The sequence below is a fragment of the Roseofilum reptotaenium CS-1145 genome, assembly GCF_028330985.1.
GTDB classification, from domain to species: domain Bacteria; phylum Cyanobacteriota; class Cyanobacteriia; order Cyanobacteriales; family Desertifilaceae; genus Roseofilum; species Roseofilum reptotaenium.
This window is the reverse complement of the sequence record NZ_JAQMUE010000047.1, coordinates 1-22,790: the sequence shown is the minus strand read 5'-3', so window position 1 is coordinate 22,790 and position 22,790 is coordinate 1. Positions and strand designations below refer to the sequence as shown.

At 45.6% G+C, this 22,790-nt stretch carries 20 protein-coding genes and 1 pseudogene; 17 read left to right on the top strand and 4 right to left on the bottom strand.

What is annotated here, in order from left to right; all coding sequences use genetic code 11:
• The first annotated feature begins 247 nt into the window (after window positions 1-247).
• The 14 genes and pseudogenes from ctpB (at window position 248) to rdgB (ending at window position 17,143) form a co-directional block, all read left to right on the top strand.
• Complete coding sequence (gene ctpB, locus PN466_RS07820) at window positions 248-1,552, top strand: carboxyl-terminal processing protease CtpB (RefSeq protein ID WP_271938383.1); 1,305 nt, start codon at window positions 248-250, stop codon at window positions 1,550-1,552.
• 453 nt (window positions 1,553-2,005) lie between these two features.
• Window positions 2,006-3,161 (top strand): annotated as a pseudogene (gene grrM, locus PN466_RS07815) (cyclophane-forming radical SAM/SPASM peptide maturase GrrM/OscB).
• Window positions 3,154-3,912 carry a class I SAM-dependent methyltransferase gene (locus tag PN466_RS07810; protein ID WP_271938380.1) on the top strand — a complete coding sequence of 253 codons (759 nt, stop codon included), beginning with the start codon at window positions 3,154-3,156 and terminating at the stop codon, window positions 3,910-3,912. The pseudogene grrM and the gene PN466_RS07810 overlap by 8 nt, the downstream one beginning before the upstream one ends.
• A 138-nt stretch (window positions 3,913-4,050) precedes the next feature.
• Window positions 4,051-4,797 (top strand): Uma2 family endonuclease, encoded by a 747-nt coding sequence (locus tag PN466_RS07805; RefSeq protein ID WP_271938378.1) that lies wholly within the window; start codon window positions 4,051-4,053, stop codon window positions 4,795-4,797.
• A gap of 17 nt (window positions 4,798-4,814) precedes the next feature.
• The gene (locus PN466_RS07800) at window positions 4,815-5,495 is read left to right on the top strand and encodes a Uma2 family endonuclease (RefSeq protein WP_271938376.1); all 681 of its coding nucleotides are present in this window, start codon (window positions 4,815-4,817) and stop codon (window positions 5,493-5,495) included.
• 83 nt (window positions 5,496-5,578) lie between these two features.
• Complete coding sequence (locus PN466_RS07795) at window positions 5,579-6,532, top strand: NAD(P)H-dependent glycerol-3-phosphate dehydrogenase (protein WP_271938375.1); 954 nt, start codon at window positions 5,579-5,581, stop codon at window positions 6,530-6,532.
• A gap of 592 nt (window positions 6,533-7,124) precedes the next feature.
• Entirely contained in the window at window positions 7,125-8,390 is a 1,266-nt protein-coding gene (gene sigC, locus PN466_RS07790) for an RNA polymerase sigma factor SigC (RefSeq protein ID WP_271938373.1), read from the top strand.
• Window positions 8,391-8,698: 308 nt separating this feature from the next.
• Complete coding sequence (locus tag PN466_RS07785; RefSeq protein WP_271938371.1) at window positions 8,699-9,757, top strand: ABC transporter ATP-binding protein; 1,059 nt, start codon at window positions 8,699-8,701, stop codon at window positions 9,755-9,757.
• A 120-nt stretch (window positions 9,758-9,877) separates the two neighbouring features.
• Window positions 9,878-10,588: a DUF928 domain-containing protein gene (locus PN466_RS07780; protein ID WP_271938370.1), complete on the top strand. Its 711-nt coding sequence runs from the start codon at window positions 9,878-9,880 to the stop codon at window positions 10,586-10,588.
• A 30-nt stretch (window positions 10,589-10,618) separates the two neighbouring features.
• On the top strand, window positions 10,619-13,417 hold the full coding sequence (locus PN466_RS07775; protein WP_271938368.1) for a CHASE2 domain-containing protein: 2,799 nt from the start codon (window positions 10,619-10,621) through the stop codon (window positions 13,415-13,417).
• A gap of 112 nt (window positions 13,418-13,529) precedes the next feature.
• Window positions 13,530-13,991, top strand: a complete 462-nt coding sequence (locus tag PN466_RS07770) for a hypothetical protein (RefSeq protein ID WP_271938367.1) — start codon at window positions 13,530-13,532, stop codon at window positions 13,989-13,991.
• 181 nt (window positions 13,992-14,172) lie between these two features.
• Window positions 14,173-15,624, top strand: a complete 1,452-nt coding sequence (locus tag PN466_RS07765; RefSeq protein ID WP_271938366.1) for a phosphoglucomutase/phosphomannomutase family protein — start codon at window positions 14,173-14,175, stop codon at window positions 15,622-15,624.
• Window positions 15,625-15,742: 118 nt separating this feature from the next.
• Window positions 15,743-16,501 (top strand): Uma2 family endonuclease, encoded by a 759-nt coding sequence (locus tag PN466_RS07760; RefSeq protein ID WP_271938364.1) that lies wholly within the window; start codon window positions 15,743-15,745, stop codon window positions 16,499-16,501.
• 66 nt (window positions 16,502-16,567) lie between these two features.
• A complete protein-coding gene (gene rdgB / locus PN466_RS07755) occupies window positions 16,568-17,143 on the top strand; it encodes an RdgB/HAM1 family non-canonical purine NTP pyrophosphatase (protein ID WP_271938361.1) in 576 nt (191 codons plus the stop codon).
• 217 nt (window positions 17,144-17,360) lie between these two features.
• On the opposite strand, the gene PN466_RS07750 is transcribed toward rdgB, so the two are convergent.
• Both PN466_RS07750 and PN466_RS07745 read right to left on the bottom strand, forming a co-directional pair.
• Window positions 17,361-17,699, bottom strand: coding sequence for a P-II family nitrogen regulator (locus PN466_RS07750; protein ID WP_271938359.1), 339 nt, complete (start codon window positions 17,697-17,699; stop codon window positions 17,361-17,363).
• Window positions 17,700-17,801: 102 nt separating this feature from the next.
• A complete protein-coding gene (locus tag PN466_RS07745; RefSeq protein ID WP_271938358.1) occupies window positions 17,802-18,422 on the bottom strand; it encodes a hypothetical protein in 621 nt (206 codons plus the stop codon).
• Window positions 18,423-18,508: 86 nt separating this feature from the next.
• Between PN466_RS07745 and PN466_RS07740 the strand changes: the two genes are divergently transcribed.
• A complete protein-coding gene (locus PN466_RS07740; RefSeq protein ID WP_271938356.1) occupies window positions 18,509-19,000 on the top strand; it encodes a regulatory protein RecX in 492 nt (163 codons plus the stop codon).
• A gap of 137 nt (window positions 19,001-19,137) precedes the next feature.
• Here PN466_RS07740 and PN466_RS07735 read toward each other — a convergent pair whose 3' ends face one another.
• Window positions 19,138-19,269, bottom strand: a complete 132-nt coding sequence (locus tag PN466_RS07735) for a hypothetical protein (protein WP_271938354.1) — start codon at window positions 19,267-19,269, stop codon at window positions 19,138-19,140.
• Between the two features lie 118 nt (window positions 19,270-19,387).
• Here PN466_RS07735 and PN466_RS07730 point away from each other — a divergent pair, with 118 nt between their 5' ends.
• Window positions 19,388-20,938 carry an NAD(P)H-quinone oxidoreductase subunit N gene (locus PN466_RS07730; RefSeq protein ID WP_271938353.1) on the top strand — a complete coding sequence of 517 codons (1,551 nt, stop codon included), beginning with the start codon at window positions 19,388-19,390 and terminating at the stop codon, window positions 20,936-20,938.
• Window positions 20,939-21,174: 236 nt separating this feature from the next.
• On the opposite strand, the gene PN466_RS07725 is transcribed toward PN466_RS07730, so the two are convergent.
• Complete coding sequence (locus tag PN466_RS07725) at window positions 21,175-22,392, bottom strand: RNA-guided endonuclease InsQ/TnpB family protein (RefSeq protein ID WP_271938351.1); 1,218 nt, start codon at window positions 22,390-22,392, stop codon at window positions 21,175-21,177.
• Window positions 22,393-22,439: 47 nt separating this feature from the next.
• Here PN466_RS07725 and tnpA point away from each other — a divergent pair.
• The coding region (gene tnpA, locus PN466_RS07720) for an IS200/IS605 family transposase (RefSeq protein WP_271938350.1) at window positions 22,440-22,790 on the top strand (351 nt) is incomplete at its 3' end.

Below are 22,790 nucleotides of genomic sequence, written 5' to 3'. Positions count from 1 at the left end.
AGGCGATCGCCATTTTGCTGAGTCGATGTAAAGTTATGTTATGTTCACTGGTCGAACCCTGGGAAAAGTGGCCCACAATAGGGAAAGTGAGATTTTCCCCTTGAAGTAGCCTCAAAGGGCTTCCTTGAGCCTTTTACCTTCTTCGATTAATTCAGTATTGCGGCTCATCGACTCAATTAATCGATAAAATGAAGATGAAGACCGAATAGGACGGCTCACTCTCTAACCTCCATCGCGAATAATCCCAATGAATTGGTATAAAAACTGCTTAAAACCGCTTCAGATTGCCTTGCTCAGTGGCACATTAACTACCACAGCAAGCTTAGGTTTACTGGGTACAGCCTGGTGTCAATCCGTAAGTGCAGCCCTACAGGATAGTCCCAAATCCATTGTGGATGAAACCTGGCAAATTGTGAACCGCGAGTATGTTGACCCCAATTTTAATCAAGTCGATTGGTTAAATGTGCGACAGGATCTCCTGGATCGCCAATATACCAGTCCGGATCAAGCCTATAGAGCCATTCGAGCCGCTCTCAAAGAGCTCAATGATCCCTATACCCGTTTTCTTGACCCTAAGCAGTTTCAACGACTGACTGAGCAAACCTCTGGGGAATTATCAGGGGTGGGTATTTCTTTAGAAATCCATCCCCAAACCCGCCGATTAACCGTGGTTAAACCCTATGAAAACTCTCCTGCCTTAAAAGCGGGGATTCTGGCTGGAGATATCATTTTAGCCATTGATGGTCAGTCTACGGAAGGCATGTCTATACAAACCGTTAGCCAACTGATTCGGGGGGATGTGGGTAGTCAGGTTAAACTGAAACTAACCCGACCCGGATGGGGGCCTTTTGAATTAGAATTAGTCCGAGCTACGGTGGAAGTACCTGCGGTTAATTATGAAGTGAAACAAGAGGGTTCCCTGAGAGTCGGCTATATTCGCTTAGATGAATTTAGCTCCCATGCCGCAGAACAAATGGAGCGCTCGATTAAGGATTTAGAACATCAAAACGTTGATGGGTTTGTGTTGGATTTGCGCGGTAACCCAGGGGGATTATTAGAATCAAGCATTGAAATTGCCCGCATGTGGCTTGACAATGGAGCAATTGTTAGTACCATTGACCGCGATGGTAATTGGGAGTCTGTACGAGCAAACCGTACTGCCTTAACGAAAAGACCTTTAGCGGTTTTAGTCGATCAAAAATCGGCTAGTTCTAGTGAAATTCTCACTGGCGCTCTGCAAGATAATCATCGCGCTCAAATTGTGGGGATGAAAACTTTTGGTAAAGCTTTAGTGCAGGCAGTTCATTCCCTCTCTGATGGCTCTGGATTAGCGGTGACCGTTGCCCATTATTACACGCCGAAGGGAACCGATATCAGTAAAACGGGGATTACGCCAGATGTGACGATAGAGTTGAGTCAACAAGAGCAACGGCGCTTAGTACGAAATGCCCGTTTACGTGCAACGTCTTCCGATCGCCATTATACCCAGGCGATCGCCTCTTTAGTTGCTCAATTGTCTCCGAAACCTTTAGCCACGACGTTTGAAAATTGATTGAATCCTCACCTGTAGGGACGAAAAATTTTTCGCCCCTACAAATCGGGTTTCAGCTAGTAGCTAGTAGTGGACTGTTTCATCTAATTTGATACATTAGATTTCGTTCGGTGTCTGGCACTATAGAGCAAGAGACTTAAGCAAATACTTAAAGGGGAGGTTGGGATGATGCTCTTTGCCACAGGTCATGCGCTGATTATTTGGGTGGGTTCTTATCAGTATCTCCCTAATACCATTTCTCTATGAAGTTGCGCTTAATTGCTTAATAAGGTGTGGGATGTGGACTTTGACTCTTTAATGCAGAGAACTTGCCAGAAACTTCGCCCTTATTTATCTAATCCTCATGCTCCTTTGAGTGATGAGGATCACCGCTTATGCAACAGAATCGGGAATGATAGGGAATAGGATGATTCTGTAGAATGGAGTCACAATAAACCCTTATGAATAACTCGTATGTTGGATTTCTCTAACTTTGGCCCCTTAGATTTAGTGATTCTGCAAACGACATCCTTTTGTAATCTCGATTGTGACTATTGTTATTTACCCGATCGCCATCTGAAGCAGCAGTTTTCCCTGGATCTGATTGAACCGGTGTTTCGCGCGATCTTCGAGAGTCCGTTTGTGGGCGATCGCTTTACCATCTGTTGGCACGCGGGGGAACCGCTTGCTGTGCCGATTTCGTTCTATGAAACTGCCCTCGCTCAGGTTGCAGAACTGGATAAAACCTTAAATAAAACCGGGTGCGAAATTGCACAATCGGTACAAACCAACGCTACCTTAATTACACCGGAGTGGTGCGATCTATTTAAGCGCTATAATGTGCAAGTAGGCGTGAGTCTTGACGGCCCTGATTTTATCCATGATGCCCATCGGAAAACCCGCACCGGACTGGGAACCCATCACAGCACCATGCGCGGGATTCGCCACCTACAAGAACAGGATGTACCGTTTAACATTATCACCGTGATTACCGAAGATTCCCTCGATCGCGCCGATGAACTGTTTGCCTTTTTCATGGATAATGGCATGACGGATGTGGGCTTTAATATCGAGGAATTAGAGGGGGTACACCAGTCCTCATCGCTCGCCAATACGGACGCTAGAAGGCGCTACAAGGCGTTTATTCGCCGATTTTGGGATTTGACGGCTCAAAGCGGTGGAGAATTCAAACTGCGGGAATTTGAGCGGATTTGTAGTTTGATTTATAGTGGCGATCGTATCCCTCGCAGTGGCTTAACTACCCCCTTCGTCATTCTCAACGTCGATCATCAGGGCAATTTTTCCACGTTCGATCCGGAATTGTTAGCGATTAAAACCGCAGAATACGGTGATTTTATCCTCGGTAATATCCTCACCGATAGCTTAGAATCCGTGTGCTATAGCGAAAAGTTCCAACGCATCTATGGCGATATCACCGCTGGCGTTGAGCTTTGCCAACAAACTTGTCAATACTATGGCATTTGTGGTGGCGGTTCTGTCAGTAACAAATATTGGGAAAATGGAACCTTTCGCTCCTCGCAAACCATGGCATGTCAATAATTACGAACAAATGGTTACGGATTTAGTCGTTGAACGCTTAGAAGACTCTTTAGGACTGACCCATGTCTGATTTTCATGCCATATTTTGGCAAATTCACAGCAACCTTCCCAGGGAAGGCCCTGGCAATTTTGCATCGACTCAAAAGGCGTTTTCTTGCCTGAAATCCTTACCCGACTGTCCCCAAATTCTAGATGTTGGGTGTGGGCCAGGACAACAAACGGTTGATTTAGCGACCCTAAGTAATGGAACCATTACTGCGGTTGATTTCTATCCAACCTATCTGGATGAGCTGAAACAACGATTTGAGACTCAGGAATGGGGAAATCGCCTGCAAGTTATCCGTGCAGATATGGCAGATTTGCCCTTTGCAGCACAGTCTTTCGATCTGATTTGGTCGGAAGGTGCGATTTATATTATGGGTTTCGATCGCGGCTTGAGTAAGTGGCGATCGCTCCTCAAACCCGGAGGATACATCGCCGTCACCGAAATCACCTGGTTAAAACCCAATCCTCCCGAACCCGTCAAGCAGTTTTGGCAAGAAGGTTATCCCTCCATGAGAACCTTAGAGGAGAATCGGGCCGCCATGGAAACGGCCGGTTACGCGATCGTTGATACGTTTGTGTTGCCAGAAATTGCCTGGTGGACGGATTACTATACGCCAGTAGAGAACAAAATCAATCAGCTTAAAATACAGTATCAAAATGACCCAGAAACCTTGCAAGTTTTAGAGAGCGAACAACAAGAAATCGATCTCTATCGCCATTACAGTCAATATTATGGTTACGTTTTTTATATCGGCCAACGCGCTGATAATGGGTAATAGCGACAAGCAGGTAGGGGCGAAAGATTTTTCGCCCCTACAAAATCTGTCATTTTTGGCATCAGCTAAAATATATCCAGTTGAAGCAAAACTCCTGCTGATGGCGATCGCGCCCTAATTCCTCTATTTTGTACCGCCATGACTGCCTCTTCCCTTACCTTATCCCATACCCAACCCACAGAAGAAGAGATTCTCTTCCCTCCTGGTGACCTTTACAGTGATGAACTTCCCGTGGAAAGTGAACTGCATCTAAGACAAATTATCCTATTAATTCAATGTTTAGAAAGACTCTGGAGATCTCGCCAAGATTTCTACGCAGCAGGGAACCTCACCATCTACTATAGTCCCCGACAACTCAAATCAGAAGACTTTCGCGGCCCCGATTTCTTTGTCGTCCTGGGAACGGAGCGCAAACCCCGCAAAAGTTGGACGGTTTGGCAGGAAAATGGTCAGTATCCCAATGTGATTGTGGAAATTTTATCCAAAAAAACGGCATCGGTAGATCGGGGATTAAAAAAACAGATTTATGAAAATATTTTTAGTACTCCGGAATATTTCTGGTTTGACCCCGATACTTTAGAGTTTGAAGGATTCGTTATGCTTGGGGGTCAATATCAGGCGATCGCGGCCAACCCGTCGGGATACTTATGGAGTCAAGAACTCGGATTGTATTTAGGAAGGAGCGATCGCCAATTACGCTTTTTCACAGCCCATGGTGAGTTGGTTTTGACACCCAATGAAATCGCCGACCGAGAAGCTCAACGAGCTGAAACAGAAGCTCAACGAGCCGATGCGGAAGCTCAACGAGCTGAAACAGAAGCTCAACGAGCAGCTCGCCTAGCGGCTAAACTTAGAGAACTGAACATCGATCCGGATACGCTATAATTCCTCTATTTTTTGCCATGACTGATTCCTCAACCTTAGTATCCAATACCAAATCGGAAGAAGAGATTATCTTCCCCCCTAGCGATCTTTACAGTAATGAACCTCCCATGGACAGCGACCTGCATCTAAGACAAGTTATCCTCTTAATTCAATCTTTAGAAAGACATTGGAGATCTCGCCAGGATTTCTACGTTGCGGGTAATCTCTCGGTCTACTATAGTCGCCAACAAATCGAATCAGGGAACTGGCGCAGCCCGGATTTCTTTGTTGCCCTGAAAACGGAGAGAAAACCGCGCAAAAGTTGGGTGGTTTGGAAGGAAGATGGTAAATATCCCCATGTGATTGTGGAAATCTTCTCGCAGAAAAATACATCAGCCGATCGCCAATTGAAAAAAGAGCTTTACCAAAAGATTTTTAGAGCGCCACAATATTTCTGGTTTGACCTAGAAACGCTAGAGTTACAGGGATTTATATTCAAGGGGGGCGACTATGCAGAGATCGCTGCCAATGAGTCAGGATACTTGTGGAGCGAGGAATTGGGATTATATTTGGGAAGGCGCGATCGCCAATTACGCTTCTTCACTGCTGAGGGTGAGTTGGTTTTGACACCGGAAGAAATTGCCGATCGCGAAACTCAACGGGCCGATCGCCTAGCTGCAAAACTGCGCGAACTCAACATCGACCCCGATAGCATTTAGTCTATCTTCTCCCTTTCCATGGGTCACCAGAGCTGCAAGGGTAATAGATCAGAATCAATAGAAAACCCTAGTTTAAGACACCCATGACTTCTGACCTATCATCATCCTTCTCTTCAGATCCAGCACTCTCCATCGCCGCGATCGGGGGTGGGGTTTGGGGGCAAACCCTCGCTCAACTGGCCCGCGATCGCCACCATCACGTCAAAATTTGGTCTCGTCGCGGCGATCTGCCCCTCTGCGATGCTCTCGCTGGCGCTTCCCTCGTTCTCAGCGCTGTTTCCATGAAAGGGGTAAAACCAGTTGTGGAACAAGTGCAAGCCTGTGGACTTGAGCCTTCTGCTGCGATCGTCACAGTTACCAAAGGTCTCGATCCGAGCGATCGCATTACTCCCTCCCAACTCTGGCAAACCGCTTTTCCTGAGAATAGCGTTGTCGTTTTAGCTGGGCCAAATCTCTCCAAAGAGATTAATCAAGGCCTTCCTGCTGCCACCACCGTTGCCAGTCGAGACCCCCAAGCAGCAAAATGGGTGCAACAGGTCTTTTCCTCCACACGGTTTCGCGTCTATACCAATGACGACCCCCTAGGGGTAGAGCTGGGAGGAACCTTAAAAAACGTTTTGGCGATCGCCGCTGGAGTCTGTGATGGTCTACACCTGGGAACCAACGCCAAAGCCGCCTTGCTCACACGGGGCCTAACTGAAATGATCCGCATCGGCACTCATTGGGGAGCCAAACCCGAAACCTTCTACGGACTCTCCGGTTTAGGCGACCTATTAGCCACCTGTAATAGTCCCCTCAGCCGCAACTATCAGGTCGGCTATCAACTCGCAAAAGAAAAACCCCTATGGGAAATTCTCGACCATCTGGAGGGAACCGCAGAAGGCATTAATACGACAGAAGTTTTAGTCCAACTGGCCCAAAGTCATCAGATTCCGATGCCTATCTGTACTCAAGTTGATTTACTGCTGCAAGGGAAAATCAGCCCTCATCAGGCGGTTCATGCCCTGATGTTAAGAGATATTAAGCCTGAATCCTGATTTTAGAGTGTGAATAAGAAAAAAGACAAGGGGAGTCCAATCCAGGCTACCCCAATCTGGGTATGGGTTTCACACTTGTGAATATCTTTGGATCTGAGGGAACTTAGTGATAAAGATTAATTCAACCTTTGACCCAAGTCACTTCCCTTAAGGTAACCTCTATCTATAGTAGAGTGGACTTGCAAAAAAACATAGGATACCCAGTCGAACGCTCAATCAATCAGGGTGCAGGATTTCATAGTCCATCTGAATTGATTCTCCTAATAAAAAAATATGAGAACTGGTTAACTTAAGGCTAAAACGCCATAAAACCGGCTTAACCGTAAACAACAGTAAGTAAAAGTTGATAAGCTTACTCCTGAGTTCTTAGAGAAACTGAGTCTCTCTGGTCGAGCCCATTCTGGCTTAGGCAATTGAGACTCAAGTTCACTCTCTCAAAACTTGGAAAACCCGATCGAGTTGATGAAGTCACAGACGAATAGATTTATTAAAAAAATCTAAAAATTCTGTCATTCATCCCCCGATTAGGGTTCCCTAATCGGATAGGAACCCTATAAATGCTTCCCTTTCATGACTTGGAGCAACTGAGACGATGACTACGCCAGTAACTGCTTTTGGCCCGAACCCTGAATACAATGAATCCTCTACCTCTAGCTATGAGTTAGAAGCGTCGGAGGATTTCACTTCCCAAGAAGACTTGACCTCCTCAGAGACAATGGCTGAACTGGAAATGGAGTCTACGGAATCCCGTAACCGGCCAACCTCAATCAACCGTCGCACAACGGATTTAGTCCGGTTGTATCTCCAAGAAATTGGCAGAGTCCACTTGCTCGGTCGCGATGAGGAAGTGGCAGAAGCTCAACAAGTCCAGCGCTATATTCAACTGATCGAATTACGCAATCAAGCTGGACAATCGGAAACTGGGCCGATTCAAGAGTATGTGCGATTAATGGAAATTCGCGATCGCCTCACGTCCCAGCTTGGACATCGGCCGAGTTGGGAGCGCTGGGCAGAAGTTGGTCGAACCCATGTGGCAGACCTCAAAGTAGCTTTGGTCGAAGGTAAACGCCATTGGGCACAGTTAGCTGGATTAACAGTGCCTGAGTTAGACGAAATTCAATCGGCTGGCCTGAAATCGAAAGACCACATGATTAAGGCTAACTTGCGTCTGGTGGTCTCAGTGGCCAAAAAATACCAAAATCGGGGTTTAGAGTTGCTAGATTTGGTTCAAGAAGGAACCTTGGGACTAGAACGAGCAGTAGAAAAATTTGACCCCACTAAAGGGTATCGCTTTAGCACCTATGCCTACTGGTGGATTCGCCAAGGGATTACCCGGGCGATCGCCACCCAAAGCCGCACAATCCGCCTACCGGTCCACATTACTGAGAAACTCAATAAGATCAAAAAAGCCCAACGTAAACTTGCCCAAGACAAAGGGCGCACCCCTACCATCGAAGATTTAGGGGCAGAACTAGACATGACCCCAGGCCAAATTCGAGAAGTGCTGTTGCGGGTTCCTCGCTCAGTATCCCTGGAAACCAAGGTGGGTAAAGATAAAGATACAGAACTGGGAGAACTTCTAGAAACGGATAGCATTTCCCCTGAAGAATCCTTAATGCGCGAATCCTTACAACAAGACCTGCGTCACCTGATGGCGGACTTAACCAGTCGGGAACGAGATGTCATTCAAATGCGTTTTGGCCTCGGTGATGGTCATCCCTATTCCTTAGCCGAAATTGGCCGCGCCCTAGAACTCTCTCGCGAGCGCGTCCGGCAAATTGAGGCCAAAGCCTTACAAAAGCTCCGCCAACCTAAGCGCCGTAATCGAGTTCGGGATTATCTTGAATCTCTCAGTTAACTGCCTCCGCGTCTTTTACTCCGTCATCACTCATTCGATCCTAAAGCAGTCGGGAAAGGTCTTTCCCGACTTTTTTTATTCTAATGTATTGACAATTATTTTCAACAAAGTTATAGTAACTCTTGGTGTTCTCCGAGTAAAGATTCGACAGAGAAGAGGAACGGGTCTTCTTCTCTGTCATCTGTTCTTTTGAATGGAGATGGCCCAGAGTTGTCCCCCAATAGACTAAGAACTCTTCTCAAAAGATGCCTAAAAACTATGCTACTGTAATAGCAGTTTTAATCGATTGAACGGTTACAGGGCAAAGCATGTCAGAGACGGTGGTGTTGAACCTAGAAGAGGTGAGCAAACAATTTGACCCAAAGAGAGGATTTGTGGTCAATCAGGTCAGTTTCACCTTAAAGCAAGGCGATATTTTAGGCTTGGTAGGGCCTTCAGGATGTGGAAAAACGACATTACTCCGGTTAATTGCTGGATTTGAGCAACCGGTTGGGGGCAAGATTGAATTACGGCGGCAAGAGGTGGGAACAGCTCGTTTTTCTGTGCCTCCTGAAAAGCGAGATGTGGGCATTGTGTTTCAGGATTATGCCTTATTCCCCCATCTAACCGTGGCAGAAAATATTATCTTTGGCTTGAAGCATCGTCGAGGCTCGGGCACAGGAACGGTTGAAAAACGGCTCTTAGAAGCCCTTTCCCTGGTGAGCTTGGAAGGACTCCAAAACCGCTATCCTCACCAACTCTCTGGAGGACAACAACAACGAGTTGCCCTGGCTCGCGCTCTAGCACCAGAACCCACCATCGTCCTTTTAGATGAACCCCTGAGCAACCTAGATATTCAAGTGCGAGTGCGCCTGAGATCCGAGATTCGCCGCATTCTCAAAGCGAGTGGCATATCCGCTATTTTTGTTACACACGATCAAGAAGAAGCGCTCTCTATCTGTGATTGGGTAGGCGTGATGCACAACGGACAACTCGAACAAATTGGGCCGCCAGAAATTATTTACCGTCATCCTCAAACTCGGTTTGTTGCGGAATTTGTCACTCAAGCCAATTTTATCCCTGCTCGTCGCAACGGTTCCCAATGGGATACGGAAATCGGCTCATTTTTCGTCCCTGACTCAGAAGACTTAGAGCAAGGCGATTTAATGATTCGCGAAGAAGATATTCAGCTCAAACCGGATGAAAACGCGATCGCCAAAATCGGCGATCGCCAATTTCTCGGTCGCGAACATCGTTATACTTTGCACACCCCTTCCGGACTAGAACTCAAAGCCAGAAGCAACACCATTAACCCCCTACCCATCGGCACAAAAGTCAATCTTCAAGTGACGGCTAAAACCTGGCAAATCTTCCCCCCGATGGGGTGATAGGGGGAAACGGAGACCCGGTTAACTACCGTTGTCATTTTTTTAAACGGGTTGGATTTTGCCGGAAAAGCAAGCACAATAGAATCAAGACCCCTGTCAACCCTCATCAACCCTATCGCTATGAGTAAACCCTTTCCAGTTTCTCGATCCAGACTGCCGGGTTTAATTGCAGCAGTTACTCTAAGTTTAATGGCAACTTCAGCGGAAGCTGTAATCTTTGAACCCCCAGAAGATCAAGCTCCCGACTCCACATTAGGGGGAGGAGCGCGCAATCCCCAACAGTGCGTTTCAGTCCAAGAGGGTTTATCACCCATCACTCCCCTACTTCCAAAAACCCAGATCGGTTTTACGGTTGCTGAAAGGCCAACGATTTATATCTATGTTCCCCAAATTTCAGCTCAACAGATATTTTTTAGTCTACAAACCGAGACCGGAGAACAGCATTTTCAGCACCAAATGAAGTTACCAGAAACCCCTGGAATTATTGGCGTGCAACTGCCAGAAGATGCACCTCCCTTAAAAGAAAACGTCAATTATCGATGGAGGATGGCCTTCATTTGTGGGGAAGCGTTAGAACCGGACAGTCCAGAATATGTTGGGTGGGTTCGTCGTTTGCCTCGAGAAGAGTATTCTATTTCCTCCGAACTCTCTTTAAAAAAAGTCCAAGATCTCGCCCAAGCCAAACTTTGGTATGACACCATTTTTTCTTTGGTGCAATTAAAAAAACAGGAACCCGATAATCCATCCTTGATCGAAAATTGGACAGAGCTATTATCATCCGTAGGACTAGAGGCGATCGCCAATCAACCGATCCTCAAATCCCAACCTTAAGCTGTGCATACTGATATCTGGCAATTCCTGATGTGGCATCGTCTCAAGCACTATGTTCAGCAATGGCACCCCTTGCTTACCATTGCTCCAAGTGTCACCGCTACGGTGATGATTGCCGGAATGGCTGGAGGATTTCAACTGCTTGAATGGGCCACTCTAGACCAGTTTTTTCGCCATCGCCCCCTAGAACAACCAGAACAACGGATTACCACCATCACCATTGACGATCGCGATATTCAGGAACTGGGAACTTGGCCACTCAGTGATGGCACATTAGCGCAAATCATTTCTATCCTCAATCAACATCATCCGAGGGTGATTGGTTTAGATTTATATCGCGATCTACCGGTTGCTCCAGGAACCGAAAAATGGATGGAAGTCATCGCTCAAACGCCCCATTTAATCGGGATTAAAAAAGCAGTAGGAGAAGGAGTTGCCCCCCCTTCTGCCCTAGAAGAAAACCAGCAAGTTGCCCTAGCAGATTTAGTAGTAGATGCTGACTCTAAAGTCCGACGAGCGCTGATTGTATCTTTGGATGAAGAGGGACAATTATTGCCAACTTTAGGAGTAAGAACCAGTTTAGATTATTTGCATGGGGAAGAAATTGAATTAAAAACTATTGATTCAGACCGTCGGTTTTACGGGTTAGGACAAGCAGAATTTCGTCCCTTAACCTCCAAAAATGGCAGTTATCGTCAAGCGGATTTAGGGGGCTATCAAATTGTGCTCAATTATCGGGGCACTCCAGATCAATTTGAGTCCCTGAGTATGATGAAATTACTGCAAGGGGACTTTGATCCCGAATTAATCCGCGATCGCCTCATTCTCATTGGCTCGGTGGCTCACAGCACGAATGATTTTTTTCATACTCCCTACAGCAATCGTAATCAAGAGACCTCTGAGCCGATGCCTGGGGTCTTTATTCATGCCAATATTGCCAGCCTGATGTTAAGTGCTGCTCTAGATGGCCGGCCCTTAACCTCAGTATTATCTTTACCCTTGAAAGGTCTGTGGGTATTGTTTTGGTCTGCGATCGGAGTCCTGTTGAGTTATACCCTGCCTCAAATTAAGCTTTCAGCGACCCACAGTTTTCCCGGTCTCACGATTATAGCGGTCAGTGCTAGTGGAGGGGGGATAGTTTTATTTGGCTATGGTGCGTTTTTAATCGGATGGTGGATTCCGGTGATTGCTCCCCTCTCTGCTTTGACAGTTGCCGCCATTCTAGGCACAAATAGCCGCTATCAAAGACAATTACAACAGGCTAATGTGCAATTACAAGACTATTCCCAGACTTTAGAGGAAAAAGTCCGCGATCGCACTCAAGAATTGGAACAAGCTAAAATTGCAGCCGATAGCGCCAATCAAGCCAAAAGCGAATTTTTAGCCAATATGAGCCATGAACTCCGCACTCCCCTGAATGGCATTTTAGGGTATACGCAAATTCTTCAAAGATCAGATAACCTCCTCAAGTCTCAGTTTGATGGGATCGATATTATTCATCAATGTGGATCACACTTACTGACGTTGATTAATGACATTTTGGATTTATCGAAAATTGAAGCGAGAAAGCTCGAACTAGAAAACAGCTATTTTCATTTACCCTCATTTCTGATGGGGATTGTCGAAATGTTTCGCCTACGAGCAAAACAAAAAAATATTGAATTTCTATATCAATCCGATCCTTGGCTTCCCGTTGGTATTTATGCTGATGAAAAACGTCTTCGACAAGTCCTCATTAACTTGCTGGGAAATGCCATAAAATTCACCGATCGAGGACAAGTGATTTTCAAGGTCAAAAATATGTCTTTAGGAGAGGGAGATCGTCCTAATCAAATCTTTAAAAATCAAAACGTCAGCATTCACTTTGAAATAGAAGATACCGGTATTGGCATGAATGCTAACCAAATGACACAAATTTTCAAGCCTTTTGAGCAAGTTGGAGAAACTCAAAAAAAATCAGAAGGAACTGGCTTGGGTTTAACCATTAGTCAAAGAATTGTCGCGCTGATGGGTAGTCAGATTCAGGTGGAAAGTAGCTTAGGTGAAGGCAGTCGGTTTTGGGTCGATTTATCCTTGCAAGTCCCGGCTGAATGTCCGCATCAATCTTACGATCAAAAAGCTCAGAAAATTATAGGATTTCAAGGGTCAGTGAAAACCATTCTGATTGTTGATGATAAGTGGGAAAACCGAGCAATTGTCGTCAGCTTGTTAGAATCAATCGGGTTTATTTGTCTTCAAGCAAACCAGGGTGAAGAAGGATTGGATCAAGTGCAGAACTATAAACCAGATTTAATTATTACTAATATCATGATGCCAATCATGAATGGGTTGGATTTAATTAAAAGAGTTCGCCAGTCTGATGAATGGAAAGAGATCCCGATTATTGTGTCTTCAGCTAAAGTGTTTTCTACCGATCAAGAAGAAAGTTTAAGGGTCGGTGGAAATGCCTTTTTACCGAAACCTGTACAAGTGGATTTGTTGCTGGTTTACTTACAAAAATACTTGCATTTAGAGTGGATTTATGAAAATCAAGGATTGGTTGATTCTGGAGTTAAAGAACAGAAGATAGCCTCTCATTCCTCAGAGAATAATCGACATGAAGAACAGATGGTTTTTCCAGAACAGGAGATATTAGAGAAATTACTCGATTTAGCCCTAAGAGGGAATCTTAATAGTCTGGAGAAAGCGGCGATCGCCCTGCAAGATCATAATGCTGTCTATGTCCCATTTGCGCTGAAACTCCAACAGTTCGCCGATAATTTTCAAGTAAAAGAAATTCGCCATTTGATTAAAACCGGATTAAATACAGATGATATCAAGTTCGGTTAATTGGCTCTGATGAAATGCTTCAGGTTGGGGAGCCGGGAATAGGTAATAGAAAATGTTCTAATTCTCCCTTTCTCTGCTCTATAATAAAATCAGTGATAATAACATAATTCAGATGATCGATCGCTCTTGGCAAAAGGTAGATGGAATGATACAACCCGGACATCAGGTGGCTTCTGGCAATGCATTAGATAGTCCCTATCCTAGGGGTACAATAGAAATGCAGACTCCTTTCTTCAAAGCATTAGGTCTGGATTTAACTCCCTTCTTCCCAGGAACATTGAATATTGCCATTAGCCCCAAAACGTTCGAGTTAGTCGAACCTGAATTTACATTTAGATCTGTAAATTGGACAGAGCATACTCTACCTGAAGATTTTTCCTTTTCACGCTGTCGTGTATCATTTCAAGAGCAAAAATATGACAGTTTAATCTATTATCCCCATCCTGAAACCAAGATCCGCCACTTTCACAATCCATCCCTTCTGGAAATCCTTGCACCGTTGATTCCGGAAATCAGATATGGCTCTAGAGTAAAAATCGAATACAACCCGTTAGAAATCAAAATTAATCCTTGATCATTGAATGACTTGATATTAGAGTTAATATGAAAAGATACCTTTGGTGTTCTTTGAAAGAGCGCTATATTCTGTTTTTGAGAGAATTTGTAACAAATATTGATATTTTTACAGACAGTAGACCAGCCGAAAATTGGGGGTAAACTCAAGAAGTGAGTATTTATGGAAAGAGGCAGCGTTTATGGCAGTAACATCTTTTAAAAACCCCATTAAATTCGGTACAGATGGCTGGCGCGGGGTTATTGCGGCAGATTTCACGATGGAACGGGTGGCTGAAGTTGCCCCGATCGCCGCCCAGATTTTAGAAGAAGTTTATGGCGATCAAACTAACCGTACCGTAATTGTGGGCCACGATCGCCGGTTTTTAGCAGAAGAATTTGCCCAAGTTGCTGCTGAAGCCATTCAAAATGCGGGTTTTAATGTGCTGCTCACGAATACTTACGCCCCCACTCCCGCCTTCAGTTGGGCAGCTAAAGAAAAAGATGCCCTCGGTGCAATTGTCATGACGGCTTCCCATAACCCCGGTAAATATCTTGGCTTAAAAGTGAAAGGAGCCTTTGGCGGTTCTGTCTCCCCAGAAGTCACCCAAAAAATAGAAGCGAAACTCGGCCAAACCCTCCCCCCTGCCCCAAAACCGGGAACCCTAGAGTCGTTTGATCCTTGGCCTTCCTATTGTGAGATTTTACGTTCTAAAGTGGATATTGGAGCCATTCAATCCGCCATTATCCAAGGTAAATTAACCGTGTTTGCCGATGTCATGCATGGAGCAGCCGGAGGAGGATTGGCGCAAATTTTAGGGGTCGATATTCGAGAGTTAAATAGCGATCGCGACCCCCTATTTGGTGGCGGTGCGCCTGAACCTCTACCCAAATATTTACCTCAATTATTAGAAGATATGAAGAACTTTTCCACCTCTGGAAAGAGTTCAGACTTAGTCACCGGTTTAGTCTTTGATGGCGATAGCGATCGCATCGCTGCCATAGATAAAGATGGCACATACATGAGTACCCAAATTCTGATTCCTGTTCTGATCGAACATTTAGCTACCCGACGCGGATTTACTGGGGAAGTGGTTAAAACCATCAGTGGCTCAGATTTAATGCCCAAAGTGGCACAACTGTATAACTTATCCGTCCATGAAACGGCGATCGGGTATAAATATATTGCCGATCGCATGTTAGAGAATTCCGTTCTCATTGGCGGGGAAGAATCCGGTGGTGTTGGCTATAACACCCATATTCCCGAACGGGATGCCCTGCTTTCCGCCCTCTATGTTCTCGAAGCCGTGGTGCAATCGGGGCAAAATCTTGGCTATCTGTATAGTCAACTGCAAGAAAAAACCGGATTTTCCTCCATGTACGATCGTATCGATCTCCCCTTAGCCAGCATGGAAGTGCGATCGCGTCTTGTACAAGAATTAGAAACCCATCCCCTCACCAAAATTGCGGGTAAAGCTGTTACCGACTGCAATACCATTGATGGTTACAAATTCCGATTAGCCGATGGCAGTTGGCTCCTCGTTCGCTTTAGCGGAACCGAACCTGTTTTACGTCTTTATTGTGAAGCCGCCACCCTAGAAAACGTCCATGACACCTTAAATTGGATTAAAGATTGGGCGAATACCTTCACTTAAATTCCCCATCTTGATAACGCTTGACTCAGACAAGTTGCTCTCAGCTCCTTATCTGAGTCAAGCGTTAACTGCATTTTGGCTAGAATTTACTGATAACGCACGATCGAGGTCTCACCTGATGACTCAAGCAACGATTCCAGAAACCCAAGCGATCGCTCCCCAGCCCCAAGAAACTCAAGAGCATCTATTCACCTTTGAGGAGTATCTAGAGTATGAAGGAGAACCGGATATTCTCCAGGAATTATACCGAGGAAAACTGATCCCCATGAATACACCCACCCTCAAGCATTGTCAAATCTGCGAGTTTTTGGTCTATCAACTCCAGCACTACTTTGCTAACCAGAATTTATCTTTCGTTGCCAAAACTATCGTCGGTGTGAGGACTGAGGAAAAAACGTCTCGTATTCCCGATGCTGTCGTCTGCGAGCAAGCTCTTTGGGAACAAGTGGGAGATCGAGGAGGGGCAGGAGTATTAGACTTTGCGGAAAAACCAATCTTGGTGGTGGAAGTGGTTAGCACCAATCGTCGGGATGATTATGTGGTTAAACGCAATGAATACGAACTAGCAGAAATTGCGGAATATTGGATTATTGACCCCAAAAAGAAACAGGTGCGCGTGTTTACCAATCCAACCAATGAAGAAGGATATGAGTATACCGACTTTAAAGAAACGGACACAGTGGTATCTCCTCAGTTTCAAGACCTCGTTTTATCCGTGCAAGAACTGCTCAATCCTCCCCTAGTAGAAGGCTTGATTAAAGCCGAGCAAGAGAAACTGAAAACTCTAGAGCAAGAAGCTCTGAGCGAGCGCCAACGGGCAGAAAAATTAGCCGATCGCTTACGGGAACTGGGCATCGATCCCGATGAATTAGAATAATGGAGTAGAAACACTCGCCAGTACCACACTTGCAAGTGTTTCTGGTTCCCTATCTATAACTGTTCCATGAAATCTTTGGTCGTCGCCACAGGCAACCCCGGTAAATTAGAAGAAATCAAAGCCTATTTTGTAGGGTTAGATATCCACTTTCTGCCCAAACCCCCAGAATTAGACGTTGAAGAAACGGGGGATACCTTTGTAGAAAATGCTTGCTTAAAGGCTTCAGAAGTGGCTAAAGCAACCGGAGAATGGGCGATCGCCGATGACTCTGGACTCGCCATTGAGGCTCTGAACGGCGCTCCGGGCATTTATTCCGCTCGTTATGGCAATACGGATACCGAACGGATTGAACGAGTTCTGAAGGAATTAGCCAATGAAGAGAATCGCCGCGCTCACTTTGTTTGTGCGATCGCCCTTGCTGAACCCTCTGGAAACATTATTCTCAGTAGCGAAGGCATTTGTGCCGGCGCAATTCTCCATGCTCCCAGAGGAAATGCTGGCTTTGGCTACGATCCGATTTTCTATCTCCCCCAACATCAACGTACCTTTGCCGAATTTACCCCAGAGATGAAACATCACCTTTCCCATCGAGGGGAAGCCTTTAAAATCTTTTTACCCCAATTTCAACAGCTATGGCAGTAAACCATTAATCCTAAAACGAAACGCTAAGCGCCCAGAGCAATTTTCCCTGAGCGCTATTTCTGAGAGTTAGTGGTGAGAAGTTTCGTGAGACATTATCTAGAAGCCATTGAGTGGTAGACCTCTAGGTGAGGATAAGGCTAGTATCACCTATTATGTAACTAGATCCATGAAAATCCTCACCAACTAGCCAACTGCGGTTACTCTCTGAGATTAGAGCTTAGATTGCCTCTAAATTAGACTCTCCCGTTCTGATCCGAACCACCCTTTCCACAGGAGAAATAAAGATTTTTCCGTCTCCGATTTCACCTGTACGAGCAGCGCTGATGATCTGATCAACGACAAGATCGACTTGAGCATCCTCAACCACGACTTCCAACGAGAGTTTTTGCAGAAACTCAACCGTGTATTCAGAACCCCGATATCGCTCAGTTTGACCCTTCTGCCGTCCGAAACCCCGAACTTCAGAAACCGTCATCCCCACGATACCAGCATTGACTAAGGCAATTTTAACTTCATCCAGTTTGAATGGACGGATAATTGCTTGAATTTTTTTCAACGTTTTAACTCCTTAAGGGTTCGTTAATCAAATAGACTGGACTAGGACTGCATTTTACTATCACCCGTTGGCAATAGAATTTTGTTACCTGTTTTACGAAATTTACTTCGGATTGCCTTGGTGAATCAAGGGGCGCACAATCAGAAAGCTGGCTGTTCCTGCCATAGCCGCAATAATAAAGATGGCGATCGCCAAACCCACACCATTGAGATCCGATGAACGTTCTGGAGCGCTAGGATGGGGATAGGGGCGTTGCTGCTCCTCACTAAACAACGGTACATCCTCTGGAGGCGGAGGTAAATCAACAGGAGAATCGCGATCTTCGGGTTCTGGTGGGGGTGGAGGAGTTAAATCAACGTTCGGCTCTGGCGTAAACTTCGGTTCCGGGGTAAAGGCTTCTTGAGGATCTGGAAGGGGGGGCGCAACCGGTATACTTGGCTCATAGGCATGGGCAATCTGTTGCAGACGTACCACCGATCGCACCAACTGCTCAATTTCTCCCCGTAACTGTTGATTTTGTTGAATCAGTTGTTGATTCTGTTGTTTTAGACTCTCCAGCATGACTTGCTTTTCTTTCACCTCACTGGCTAAATCCCGATACACTGAAATCGGTACAGATGGCGAATACTTCTGAGAAGCCGTTGGGTTGGCGGTTTGGCTCTGCGTGGGTTCAGAAGGCTTTGCCGGCTTTCGGGGAGGAGGCGTATAAGGTAAAGAAGTCATAAGCTTTTACCGAGGATCGTACTTGTTATTAGAGCAATAATCGGTCGGATTCGTCAAGAACTGAGCCTTATACCCTGGATCGATTAATGTTTAACTCTTTCTTTCTCTACTTTTGTGCCACTATGACTTGTCAGACTTATTTCAATCTTCTCCTTTCGCGCCGCGATTATAGCGTTAAAGAACTGGAAAAGAAGGCTCAAGAAAAGGGCTTTTCTCTTGAGGAAATTGCGGAGACAATCGCCCACTTACAGAGTTTAGGGTATCAATCCGATCGTCGATTAGCCAGTACGCTGATTGAAAGCGGCAAAGGAAAATATGGTAAAGCTGCCCTTCGTCGCAAATGCTTAAGCAAAGGGATTTCCTCAGAAACCTTTGAACAAGCTTGGCAGGAACAACCTGAACCCCCAGACAACTTAGCCGAAACCCAAGATTTACAAGCTAAGGTAGAACGCAAATATAAAATTACCGATTGGGCTAACCTCGATCCTCAAACCCAAACCAAGGTCTACCGCTATTTACAATATCGTGGATTTAATCCCACTGAAGTCTTGGCTTATTGGCGAGAGGAAATCGATTAAAGAGTAAGGAGTAACATGGGTCAAGTCAAAGTCCAATTGATTGACAGACCTGTTATACTAGATCTCAGAATAAAGGTTTGAGAGTCCTGGGGGTAACGATCCTTAGGACTTTTTTTTCTTCAAGGCTTCAAGCGTTTTCACCGATGTAGAGCGATCGCCGTTTGTCCGAGTTCTAGACCGAAAATTTCGATTGCCCAATCTGGAGCAATGGCAAAACGACGGGCAATTTTCCCGTCCCTATTGCCAGCAATAGGCAGCCAAACCCACACTGATATATCCAGAACAATTGATTTCTAAGGCTTTCCCTTTGCCTTTTCCCTAGCACGAAGCGCTGTATAATGCGGAAATGTTACGTCGCCAGATGCATAGCTCAACTCAAAACAACCTATGGATTTTACCAACCTTGCTGCCCAGCTTAATGCTGGAGCCATATTACCAGAGGGAATTGTTATTCTAACCTTACTGGTCGTGCTGATTACAGACCTAATCGGCGGACGCAACGCCTCAAACTGGACTCCCTATATCGCGATCGCCGGATTATTAGCTTCCGTTGGCGCTCTCTTCCTCCAATGGGACATAACCAACCCAGTCGCCTTCTTCGGCGGATTTAACAGTGATGCCTTAAGTATGGTCTTTCGAGGCACGATCTCCCTCTCTGCGGCGCTCACCATCCTCATGTCCATCACCTACGTCCAAGAAACGGGAACCGCTTTAGGCGAATTCTTGATGATTCTGCTCACCGCTACCATCGGGGGGATGTTCCTCTCTGGAGCAGATGAATTAGTCATGATCTTCGTCTCCCTAGAAACCCTCAGTATTGCTTCCTATTTACTGACGGGATATATGAAACGTGACCCCCGCTCCAATGAAGCGGCCTTAAAATATCTGTTAATTGGAGCCTCAAGTTCGGCGGTATTTCTTTATGGCAGTTCCTTACTCTATGGCTTATCCGGTGGAGAAACCCAACTGGGGGAAATTGCCAAAAGCTTTACGCAAAATCCCAACAGTCCGGCGATCGGTCTAGTCATTGCACTTGTCTTCATTATCGCCGGTATCGCCTTCAAAATCTCTGCTGTCCCCTTCCACCAATGGACACCCGATGTTTATGAAGGCTCTCCCACTCCCGTCGTTGCCTTTCTCTCCGTTGGCTCCAAAGCCGCAGGTTTTGCCCTCGCCATTCGCCTGCTCGTCACCGCTTTCCCCTCCGTCTCCGAGCAATGGCACTTTGTCTTTACCGCCCTTGCCATCTTCAGCCTCGTCTTAGGAAACGTTGTCGCCCTTGCCCAAACCAGCATGAAACGGCTGTTAGCCTACTCCTCGATCGCTCAAGCGGGCTTTGTGATGATTGGTTTCCTTGCCGGAACTGAAGCCGGATATGCCAGCATGATTTTCTATCTCCTGGTTTACCTCTTCATGAACCTGGGCGGCTTTACCTGCGTGATTCTCTTCTCTCTGCGCACCGGAACCGATCAAATTAGTGAATATGCCGGTTTATACCAAAAAGATCCCTTACTCACCCTCGGATTAAGCCTGTGCCTATTATCCCTCGGTGGTATTCCACCTCTAGTTGGTTTCTTTGGCAAAATTTACCTCTTCTGGGCAGGTTGGCAAGCCGGTTTGTATACCCTTGTCTTACTCGGATTAATCACCAGTGTTGTTTCCATTTACTACTATATCCGCGTTGTCAAAATGATGGTGGTTAAAGAACCCCATGAAATGTCGGAATCTGTAGAAAATTATCCCGAAATTCAATGGAATATTCCCGGATTACGTCCATTGCAAGTCGGTTTAATTGTTTCCCTATTAGTCACTTCCCTAGGTGGTATTTTCTCCAATCCATTATTTACTCTAGCGAATGATGCGGTGATCAATACTCCCCTGTTGCAAGCTTCCACCCCTGCGGTTGAATCCATTGCCCAGTTAGATATTACAGATTAGGGTTACAGCACTTGGCGCGGTCAGGATACCCCCTTTGTGCATCCCCGTGTTCATTCATTTCAGAGGCGAGAATAGGGGTTGGGGGGGATCGCCATCTACCACATACCCATCCAACCTGCTGTATGATAACTTCATCCTAGAACTAGCCGCCTGCCCTTAGGGGGAGGCGGTTTTTCATTGCCCATTGACATCCTCCCCGCCCGCCGCTTCGCTCTGGACGGGGATTCCCTGTCTATTCAAGCAGTATCAAATAACGATAACTGCTTAAATTCCAGATGAGTTGACGCTTCAACGGTTGCTGCTCCCTTGACGGAAGTCTTACACTCTCCTCTACGTCCGTTTATTGTCTCCGAATGCCCTCCGGCGACTAAAATATTGATGGCGGCATTAACATCGCGATCGTGGGTTGCACCACAGTTTAAGCAAGTCCACTTTCGGATTGACAGATCGAGTTTACCTCCCTTAAACCCACAGCTTGAACAGACTTGAGACGTAGGTTCCCAGCGATTGATGACCCGAAAATTTCGGACTTTATTGGCTTTTGCTTCCAATAAAGTCCGAAATTGCCGCCAACCTAAATCGCTAATTGCTCTAGAGAGGCGACGATTTTTCACCATCCCCGACACATTGAGATCTTCCAGGACAATCGTTTGGTTTTCACGTATCATCCTTGTTGATAGTTTGTGCAAGAAATCACGGCGAATGTTTTTTATCTTGGCATACAGCTTGCCTCGGCGCTTTTTAGCTTTTTCATACCGCTTACATCCCTTCTGTTTTCTAGATAAGTTTTTATTCACTCTCCGCAATCTTTTCAGCCGTTTCTTTAGCGGCTTAGGGGCATCAATTTTTTCACCCGTCGATAACGTAGCAAAAGTGGAAATCCCTAAATCAATACCCACTGAATGTTGATTAGCAGTCAGGCTCTCTGGTAAGATTTCTACTACAAAACTGAGGAAATAGCGACCCGCCGCATCCTTAATCACTGTGACTGATGAAGGCTGGGCTGGCAATGGGCGCGACCAGACCACTTTAAGGAGTCCGATTTTTGCCAAATAGACTTTATCCCTTTTGATTGAGAAACCATGTCGAGCGAATCTTGCTGATTGTCTAGCCCTTTTTCTCTTGAATCTAGGCGGTCGCACTGGTTTTCCTTTCCGCTCACCTTTGCTCGACTTGAAGAAATTCTGATAAGCTGTATTCAGATCTCTCAAAGATTGTTGCAAAGGGATATTAGAAACTTGGGATAGCCATTGGCGGTTAGACTCTTTTTTGGCTTGAGTAATAAACTTTTTCTGTAATTGACTATTGCTTGGCTTCTGATTTCCAGAGCGATATTGATCGACACAAAATCCCAAGGCATCATTCCAGACCACTCGGACGCAACCCAATAATCTCGACCATGAGATTTGTTGTCCAGAAGTTGGATAGATTCGGTAGCGATATCGAGCTTTCATTAGGGATTTTTTATGCTACAGTATTGAGTGTAGCATATTGGGTCTGCATGAATCAAAAATCCTATAGACGCGGTAGACATAGCGTTACGCTTCTTCATGTTTACTTGGTCTTTGTCGTAAAATATCGACGAAAAGTTCTTGCAACACAGATTAGGCTGCGAATAACTGAGATCTTGAAAGAGTTAGGGAAGAAGATGGATTTTGCTGTTCTTGAAATTGATGGAGAAGAAGATCATATTCACTTGTTAATTGAATACCCTCCAACGTATTCAATTTCCAAGTTGGTTAATCATCTGAAAGGTGTTTCTAGCCGTCTTCTTAGAAAGGAGTTCAACTTAGTTCCCCATTCAGATCATCTTTGGTCTCCGAGTTATTTTGCTATTTCTTGTGGAGGTGCG